Source organism: Pseudomonas sp. 44 R 15, from assembly GCF_900004965.1.
Taxonomy (GTDB): domain Bacteria; phylum Pseudomonadota; class Gammaproteobacteria; order Pseudomonadales; family Pseudomonadaceae; genus Aquipseudomonas; species Aquipseudomonas orientalis_A.
This window is the reverse complement of sequence record NZ_CVTU01000109.1, coordinates 48445-57764: the sequence shown is the minus strand read 5'-3', so window position 1 is coordinate 57764 and position 9320 is coordinate 48445. Positions and strand designations below refer to the sequence as shown.

The following is a 9320-nucleotide window of genomic DNA, read 5'->3' as shown; positions in this document are numbered from 1 at the left end:
TGAGGTGGTCAACTTTTTCCGGACACCTCAATCGGTGTTTTCAGGCTGTTTGCCGCTCGTACTGATTGGGCGGCAAATAGTCTAACGATGAATGCATTCGTCGTTCATTGTAGAACCGCACAATGTAATCCGTGACGTCCCTGATTGCTTCATCATGATTGGCATAGTCCTTCCTCCAAACACGCTCCATCTTCAGGTTCAAGAAGAAACGTTCCATGACTGCGTTGTCCCAGCAGTTGCCCTTGCGGCTCATGCTGCAGCGCAAGCCATGTCGTGTCAGCATGGCTTGGTAAGTAGCGCCTGCATACTGGCTGCCCCGATCTGAGTGCGCGATCAGACCCGGTTTAGGCTGCCTCTGTGTGATGGCTAGTTGCATAGCACTGCACACCAACTCTGCGCGCATATGCGGAGCCATGGACCAGCCTACGATCTTGCGTGAATACAAATCCATGACAGCCGCCAAGTACAGCCAGCCGCTTCGAGTGCGAATATAAGTGATGTCAGCAACCCATGATTGGTTGATCTGCTCGGGGTTAAACTGGCGGTTGAGCAGGTTCTCAGCTACCGGGAAATTATGATTACTGTTGGTGGTATGAACGAACTTGCGCTTCCAGATCGGGCGTAAATCCTGTTGTTTCATCAGCCGACGGACCTTGTGCCGCCCAATGGATACGCCATCGCTACGCAGTGCTTTCATCACCCGACGACTGCCATAACAGTGCTCATTGGTCATGAACGTAGCTTTGACCTGAGCTGCAACCGGACAGACAGCTTTTGGCTTAAAAGACCGCTGACGAGCTTCATAGAACCCCGAACGGCTGATCCGCAAAACCCGGCAGATACGTATTACCGGGTAGGCCTTGCATTGCATTTGGTGAACCAATTGGTGGATCACTTCAATTCGCGGGCAAAGAAGGCCGTAGCTTTTTTTAATATATCGTTGTCAGTCTTCAGCTCGCGGATCTGCTGCTCAAGCTGACGAATACGCTGTTGCTCGCTGGTTAACGGTTTACCAATCCCTGTACCACCTAACTGCTCGGCTTGGTACTGCTGGACCCAGCGGCGCACGGCAGTGTCACTCAAGTCTAAATCGGTACAAACGGAGTTCACGCTCAGGCCTTGGTCAACAATCATCTTGCAGACTCTTAGCTTGAAAGCGGCGTCGAATTTTCTGTACTTCTTGGTCATGGAATACTCCTCAATAGGTGTAGTTTCACCTATTGAGGTGTCCGGGACTATTAGACCAGCTCAGTACCGCTATCGGGGGCAAGCCCCCTCCCACATTTTGATCTGCATTTTATGTGGGATTTGGTTTGGCCCCAATGACACCCAGAACCAACACACCCTCCGTCGGTCAATGTGACCAGCTCCGCAGCAGCTTGGTCGGCGCTGATATATAGTTCACCCTCGGTTTCCTCTGACTATGAGTGCCCCATGCTTAACAAAGGATTGTTCCTGGCCTGTGCGCTGGCCCTGCTGAGCGCCTGCGATTCTTCCGATAAACCGTCTGCGCCCTCTGCTCCGGCGGCGAGTGTGGCGCCCAAGCCGGCCAAGGCGGCGGTGGATGTGGCGGCGTTGAAGCAGCGGTACGCCGGGCGTGAGTTAAGCGTGGTGGATGTGTCCGAGGTGCAGTTGGACGGGGCCAGCACCCTGTCGGTGAGTTTTTCCATTCCCCTGGACCCGGATCAGAAGTTCGCCGACAAAGTCCATTTGGTCGACAGCAAGTCGGGCAAGGTCGATGGCGCCTGGGAGCTTTCCGATAACTTGATGGAATTGCGCCTGCGCCACCTGGAGCCGCAGCGCAAGTTGGTGCTGACGGTGGATGCCGGGTTGAAGGCGGTCAACGACAACCTGCTCGCCGCCGAATACACCGCTCGCTTGGAAACCCGCGACCTGCAAGCCACCGTCGGCTTCGCCAGCCGTGGCACGCTGTTGCCCACGCGCCTGGCTGAGGGCCTGCCGGTGATCGCGCTGAACGTCGACAAGATCGACGTTGAATTCTTCCGGATCAAGGCCGAGTCCCTGCCGGCGTTCCTGGCGCAGTGGGGGCGCAACACCAGCCTGCAAAGTTACGAATCCCGCGAATTGCTGCCGATGGCCGACCTGGTGTACGGCGGCCGTTTTGACCTCAACCCGGCGCGCAATACCCGCGAAACCCTGCTGCTGCCGATCGCCGGTCTCAAGCAATTGCAGCAGCCGGGTGTGTACCTGGCGGTGATGCGTGCCTCGGGCACCTACAACTATTCGCAACCGGCCACGCTGTTTACCTTGAGTGATATCGGCCTGTCGGTGCACCGCTACGCCAATCGCCTGGATGTGTTTACCCAGGCGCTGGAAGGCGGCAAGGCGTTGAACGGCGTCGAGCTGGAAATCCTCGATGCCGAAGGCCGCGTACTCGGCCAGGGCAAGACCGAAGACGGTGGCCACGCCGAGTTGCCGCTGCCGAAAAAAGCCCAGGTGTTGCTGGCCAAGCAGGGTGAACAAACCAGTTTGCTGCGTCTGGACAGTGCCGCGCTGGACCTGGCCGAGTTCGATATCGGTGGGCAGCCGTCGCACCCGTTGCAGTTCTTTGTGTTCGGCCCGCGTGACCTGTATCGCCCCGGTGAAACCGTGCTGCTCAACGCCCTGTTGCGCGACAAGGACGGCAACGCCGTCAAGCCGCAGCCGGTGAGCGTCGAAGTGCGCCGCCCCGATGAGCAGGTCAGCCGCAAATTCGTGTGGGAGGCCGACGCCTCCGGTCTCTATCAATACCCGCTGCAGCTGGCCGGCGAAGCACCGACCGGGCGCTGGCAGCTGGTATTCGACCTGGGTGATGGCAAGCCGCAGCTGTATGAATTCCTCGTCGAAGACTTCCTGCCCGAGCGCCTGGCGCTGGAGCTCAAGGGCAGTGACACGCCACTGAGCCCGGCGGATGACGCGGTCATCCAGGTCAATGGCCGTTATCTGTACGGCGCGCCGGCCTCGGGTAATCGGGTCAGCGGGCAGGTCTATGTGCGCCCGCTGCGCGAGGCGGTCAAAAGCTTGCCGGGCTACCAGTTCGGCTCGGTCACCGAAGAAGAGCTGAGCCAGGATTTCGAGCTGGACGAAAGCACGCTGGACGCCAAGGGCCAGGAAGAACTGACCCTGGAAAGCAAATGGGCCGAGGCCAAGTCGCCTCTGCAATTGATCGTGCAGGCCAGTCTGCAGGAGTCGGGCGGGCGGCCGATCACCCGACGCCTGGTACAGCCGATCTGGCCGGCCGAGCAGTTGCCGGGCCTGCGCGGGCTGTTTGATGGCACTGAAACCAACGGCGACGGCCCGGCGGAATTCGAAGTGCTGGTGGCCAACCAGGACGGCCAGAAACTTGCCGCGCAGAACCTCAAGGTGCGTCTGGTGCGTGAGCGCCGCGACTATTACTGGAACTACTCGGACAATGATGGCTGGAGCTATCACTACAACGAGAAATTCCTCAACCTTGACGAACAAACCCTCGACATCAAGGCCGGCGACACCGCCAAGGTCAGCTTCCAGGTGGAATGGGGTCCCTACCGCGTCGAGGTCGAAGACCCGCAGACCGGCTTGATCAGCAGCCTGCGCTTCTGGGCCGGCTACCAGGCCCAGGACAACACCGAAGGCGGCGCCGTGCGCCCCGATCAGGTCAAGCTGGCATTGGATAAGCCCGCCTATGCCGATGGCGACACCGCCAACGTCACCGTCACGCCGCCGGCGGCCGGTAAAGGCTACCTGCTGGTGGAGTCCGCCGAGGGGCCGCTGTGGTGGCAGGAAATCGACGTGCCGGCCGAAGGCAAGAGTTTTGCCGTCAAGCTCGACCCGAAATGGTCGCGGCATGATCTGTACGTGAGCGCGCTGGTGATCCGTCCCGGCGAGCGCAAAGCCAATATCACCCCCAAACGCGCGGTGGGCCTGCTGCATCTGCCGTTGGACCGTACCCAGCGCAAGCTTGGCCTGACGCTGACGGCGCCGGAAAAAATGCGCCCCAAACAGCCGCTGACGGTGAAGATCGCCGCCAAAAACGCCGACGGCAGTGTGCCCAAACAGGTGCATGTGCTGGTGGCCGCAGTGGACGTGGGCATCCTCAATATCACCGAATACCCCACACCCGACCCGTACTCCAGCCTGTTCGGTCGCAAGGCCTACGGCGTGGACCAGTTCGACATCTACGGCCAGTTGATCGAAGCCGGGCAGGGCCGTCTGGCCAGCCTGGCGTTCGGGGGCGATGCGGCACTGGCCAAGGGCGGCAAGCGCCCGGACACCAGCGTGACCATCGTCGCCCTGCAAAGCGCGCCGGTGACGCTCAACGAGCAGGGCGAGGGCGAAGTCAGCGTCGATATTCCGGATTTCAACGGCGAGCTGCGCCTGATGGCCCAGGCCTGGAGCGATGACCGTTACGGCATGGCCGAAGCCAAGACAGTGATCGCCGCGCCACTGATTGCCGAGTTGTCGGCACCGCGCTTCCTGGCCGGGGGTGACGAGACGACGTTGGCGCTGGACCTGTCCAACCTGTCGGGCAAGGCGCAGAAGCTGGACGTACAACTGAGCGCCGAAGGGCAGTTGCAGCTGGTCAACGGCGGCGCGCACAGCGTCGAGTTGAAACAAGGCCAGCGCACCACGCTGCGCATCCCGGTGAAAGCCTGGGGCGGCCTGGGCAATGGCAAGGTCAAGGTGACGGTCAACGGTTTGGATCTGCCCGGTGAAAACCTGCCGCCGTTCAGCCGGGAATGGACCCTGGGCGTGCGTCCTGCCTACCCTGCGTTGCTCAAGCATTACCGCGCCGTGCTCAAGGACCAGCCGTGGAGCTTGCCTGCGGGCACGCTGGAGCAGTTCGACAGCGCAGGCAGCGAGGCGTTATTGAGCCTGTCCAGCCGGCCGCCGTTGAACCTCGGCGCGCAGATCAGCGCGCTCAAGGCCTACCCCTACGGTTGCCTGGAGCAAACCGCCAGCGGCTTGTACCCATCGCTCTACGCCGATGACGCGTTGCTTAAACGCCTGAGCATCAAGGGCGAGCCGGATACCGAGCGTAAACGCAAGATCGAGTTGGGCATCGAACGCCTGCTGGGCATGCAGCGCTACAACGGCAGCTTCGGTTTGTGGGGCGCCGACGGCGAGGAAGAATATTGGCTGACCGCCTATGTCACCGACTTCCTGCAGCGCGCCCGTGACCAGGGTTTTGCAGTGCCGGCCGAGGCGCTGAAGAAAGCCAGTGAGCGTCTGTTGCGCTATGTGCAGGAGCGCAACTTGATCGAAGTCGACTACAGCGACAACGCCGAACACACCCGCTTTGCCGTGCAGGCCTATGCCGGCATGGTTTTGGCGCGCAGTCAGCAGGCGCCGCTGGGGGCCTTGCGCAGTATCTTCGAGCGACGCAGCGATGCGCGTTCCGGCTTGCCCCTGGTGCAGTTGGCCATTGCCCTGCAGAAAATGGGCGACCAGCCGCGTGCGGACCAGGCGCTGCTCGCCGGCCTGGCCGCGCAGCGCAGCGCCAAGGAATGGCTGGCCGACTACGGCAGCCCGTTGCGCGATCAGGCGATGATCCTGGCGTTGCTGGAAGAAAATGACCTGGCCAAGGGCAAGCGCGAGGAACGTCTGTTCGCGCTCTCGGACCAGTTGGCGGCCAGCCCGTATTTGTCGACCCAGGAGCGTAATTCGCTGTTCCTCGCCGGGCGGCTCGGGCTCGCCCAGCCAGAGGCGAACTGGCAAGTGTCGCTGACCGGCAGTGGTGGTGTGCGTGAACTGAACAACCAGCAATCAACCCTGCAACTGGATGACAAGCTGCTGACCAGCGACTTGAGCCTGAGCAATCAGGGGGACACGCCGGTGTACCAGCAACTGACGATTTCCGGTTACCCACAAGTGCCACCGGCAGCGGGCGGTGAGAACCTGAGCATCCGTCGCGAATACCTGGGCATGAACGGTCAGCCGCTGAACCTGCGCAGCCTCAACAGCGGCGACCTGGTGCTGGTGCATTTGGCGGTCAGCGCCAAGCAACGCGTGCCGGATGCCCTGGTGGTCGACCTGCTGCCCGCCGGCCTGGAACTGGAAAACCAGAACCTGGCCCAAAGCGCGGCCAGCCTGGAGAATGCGAGCAGCCAGGTGAAGGAGTGGCGCGAGTCGATGCAGAACGCGTCGCTCAAGCATCAGGAGTTTCGTGATGACCGCTACGTGGCGGCGATGAACCTGGACGGTTACGGCGGCACCACGCACTTGCTGTACCTGGCACGGGCAGTGACACCGGGCACTTACCGCGTGCCGCCGCCCCAAGTGGAGTCGATGTATCGGCCGAACTGGCAGGCGGTGGGCGAAACCCCGGCAGATATGGTGATCAAGGGCCGCTGAAAAACCAATGTGGGAGGGGGCAAGCCCCCTCCCACAGGGATTGTGATCAGTGCACAACCCAGCTCAACAACCACAGGCCCAGCACCAGCCAGATGATCCCGATAATGACCGAGGCCCGCATAAAGGCGCGTACCGCCGAGTACAAAAAGAGCAGCCCGACGATCAGGGTGATAATGCTGATGATCGAGGTGTCCATGCCCAGGGTGCGCGATAAGCCATCGATAAAGTTGCCGCCGGCGTGGGTCAAGGCTCCGAACAAGCCGCTCAGACCGTCGACGATAAAGCGGATGACGGAGCCGAGCGCCTGGCCCAACCATTCGAAAAAGCTTTCTACCTGCATGTGCGTGTCCTGATTAAGAAGGTGGGCGTAACTGTGCCTTTGGTCGTTGTTGCGACAGGCGAGTTCCCTGCAAGCATAGAGGTTTGCCCGGTTGAATTTGCGTTTTGTTGCTCGCTGGACACTGTTGAGCCTGTTGTTGGTCATTGCCCTGCTGTGGCTGGCCGACCGTATCTGGCCCTTGCCGTTGCCCCAGGACGACCTGGCCCGGGTGGTCCTGGCCGAGGATGGCACGCCATTGTGGCGCTTTGCCGATGCCGATGGCGTGTGGCGCTATCCGGTGCACACCCGCGAGGTCTCACCGTATTACCTGGACGCGGTGCTGACCTACGAAGACCGTTGGTTCTATCGCCACCCCGGGGTCAATCCGTTGGCGCTGGTGCGGGCGACGTGGCAGAACCTGACCGGCGCACGGGTGGTGTCGGGCGGCAGCACCTTATCGATGCAGGTGGCGCGCTTGCTCGATCCGCATTCACGCACCCTGCAGGGCAAGTTGCGGCAACTCTGGCGTACCGCACAGCTGGAATGGCATCTGTCCAAGGACGAAATCCTCACCCTGTACCTGAACCGCGCGCCCTTCGGCGGCACGCTGCAGGGCGTGGCGGCGGCCAGTTGGGCCTATCTGGGCAAATCCCCGGCGCAACTGACCCACGCCGAAGCCGCCCTGCTCGCGGTATTGCCCCAGGCACCGAGCCGCCTGCGCCCGGACCGTCACCCGCAACGCGCGCAGCAGGCGCGGGACAAAGTGCTGCGCCGCCTCGCCGAGTTCCAGGTATGGCCGCAATCGGCGGTCGATGAAGCCCTGGAAGAACCGCTGCTGCTCGCGCCGCGCCTGGAACCGAGCCTGGCCCCCTTGCTTGCGCGGCGCCTGAACCGGCCGGACAGCCCGCCCTTGATCCGCACCACCGTGGACGCCACCCTGCAACGTCGCCTCGAAGACCTGCTGCTGGGCTGGCGTGCGCGTTTGCCCGAACATACCTCGGCGGCGATCCTGGTGGTGGAGGAGGAAACCATGGCCGTGCGCGCCTACCTCGGCTCGGTGGACATCAATGATGCCAAGCGTTTTGGCCATGTGGACATGATCAACGCGCTGCGCTCGCCCGGTTCCACCTTGAAACCCTTCCTCTATGGCATGGCCCTGGACGACGGCCTGATTCATTCCGAGTCCCTGCTGCAGGACGTGCCGCGCCGCTACGGCGATTACCGGCCGGGCAATTTCTCCATGGGCTTTACCGGGGCGGTGCCGGCGAGTACGGCGCTGTCCAGCTCGCTGAACCTGCCGGCGGTGCAATTGCTGGAAGCCTACGGGCCGAAACGCTTTGCCGCGCAGATGCGCATCGGCGGCATGCCGCTGGCGTTGCCGGCGCTGGCCGAGCCGAACCTGGCGTTGATCCTGGGCGGTGCCGGCAGTCGCCTGGAAGAGCTGGTCAGCGGCTACAGTGCATTGGCCCGCGACGGCAAGAGCGCCACCCTGCGCCTGCAGCCGGATGACGCGCTGCGCGAACGGCCATTGCTGTCGCCAGGGGCGGCCTGGATCGTGCGGCGTATCCTCAGCGGCCAGGCGCGCCCCGACCGCGACCCACGGGCCGAACTGGTGCAGCGCCCGACGCTGGCCTGGAAGACCGGCACCAGCTATGGCTTTCGTGATGCCTGGGCGATTGGTGTCGGCCCGCGTTATCTGATCGGCGTCTGGATCGGTCGTCCGGACGGCACGCCGGTGCCGGGGCAGTTTGGCCTGGCGTCGGCGGCGCCGTTGATGTTGCAGGTGCATGACGTACTGACCAACCGCGACAGCCAGCGCGGCATCAGCGCGCCCGTCAAGGCCGTGCCGGCCAATGTGGGCGTGGCGGCAATCTGTTGGCCGCTGGGCCAGCCGATGAGTCGCAGCGATCCCAATTGTCGTCGCCAGCGTTTTGCCTGGACACTGGACAACACCACACCGCCGACGTTGCAGGCACTGGATCAGCCGCTGAGCGTGGGGTTGATGGAAAACCTCTGGGTCAACGCCAAGGGCTTGCGCGTGGACGCCCATTGCCCTGGCGCCGAACCGAAGCATATCGCCCTGTGGCCGGCGCCGCTGGAGCCCTGGCTGCCCAGGGTGGAGCGCCGTGAAGCACGCATCCCGGCCGCCGACCCGGAGTGCCCGCCGCCGGCACTGGCCGCCGCTTCGCCGTTGTCAATCGTGGGCGTGCGCGAGGGCGATCAACTGCGTTTGCCCGCTGCCAGTCAACAGGCCCTGCGCCTGAAAATCTCCGCGCTGGGCGGCAGCGGGCGGCGCTGGTGGTTTCTCAATGGCGCGCCGTTGGGGGATAGCGCCAATCAGGACAGCATCAATGCCAGCTTCGAGCGGTTGGGGCGCTATCAGCTCAGTGTGTTGGATGAGGCCGGGCAGACTGCCAGGCTTGAGTTCAGTGTTGTGGATTAGGGCCTCATCGGGGGCAAGTCGAATCGTCGCACCGCTCCTCCCACAATTTTGATCTGTGAACACTTTTCAAATGTGGGAGGGGGCTTGCCCCCGATGGCGGCCTCTGGGCTGGCCAGGATGCTGGATTGGAACGAGTACATATCCGTTTCTGCGGTAACGGCTGCTATGGGTTCCGCTTTTACAGCGGCTCACTTTTGAAAAGCGCAAAAGTAAGCAAAACGCTCT

The 9320-nt window shown here is 62.5% G+C and carries 4 protein-coding genes; 2 read left to right on the top strand and 2 right to left on the bottom strand.

Annotated features, from left to right (window positions below; genetic code table 11):
- Positions 1–40 precede the first annotated feature (40 nt).
- Positions 41–1188 (bottom strand): IS3 family transposase gene (locus tag BFP93_RS20560; RefSeq protein WP_122582746.1). Its coding sequence is split into 2 segments (ribosomal slippage): positions 41–933 and positions 933–1188, totalling 1149 coding nucleotides; the frame shifts between segments, so codons are not numbered across the junction.
- 246 nt (positions 1189–1434) lie between these two features.
- Between BFP93_RS20560 and BFP93_RS20550 the strand changes: the two genes are divergently transcribed.
- A complete protein-coding gene (locus BFP93_RS20550) occupies positions 1435–6333 on the top strand; it encodes an alpha-2-macroglobulin family protein (protein WP_065894666.1) in 4899 nt (1632 codons plus the stop codon).
- A gap of 46 nt (positions 6334–6379) precedes the next feature.
- Here BFP93_RS20550 and BFP93_RS20545 read toward each other — a convergent pair whose 3' ends face one another.
- A complete protein-coding gene (locus BFP93_RS20545; protein WP_065886472.1) occupies positions 6380–6673 on the bottom strand; it encodes a hypothetical protein in 294 nt (97 codons plus the stop codon).
- A 91-nt stretch (positions 6674–6764) separates the two neighbouring features.
- On the opposite strand from BFP93_RS20545, the gene pbpC reads away from it, so the two are divergent.
- Positions 6765–9095, top strand: coding sequence for a peptidoglycan glycosyltransferase PbpC (gene pbpC / locus BFP93_RS20540; protein ID WP_065894664.1), 2331 nt, complete (start codon positions 6765–6767; stop codon positions 9093–9095).
- The last annotated feature ends 225 nt before the right edge of the window (positions 9096–9320 follow it).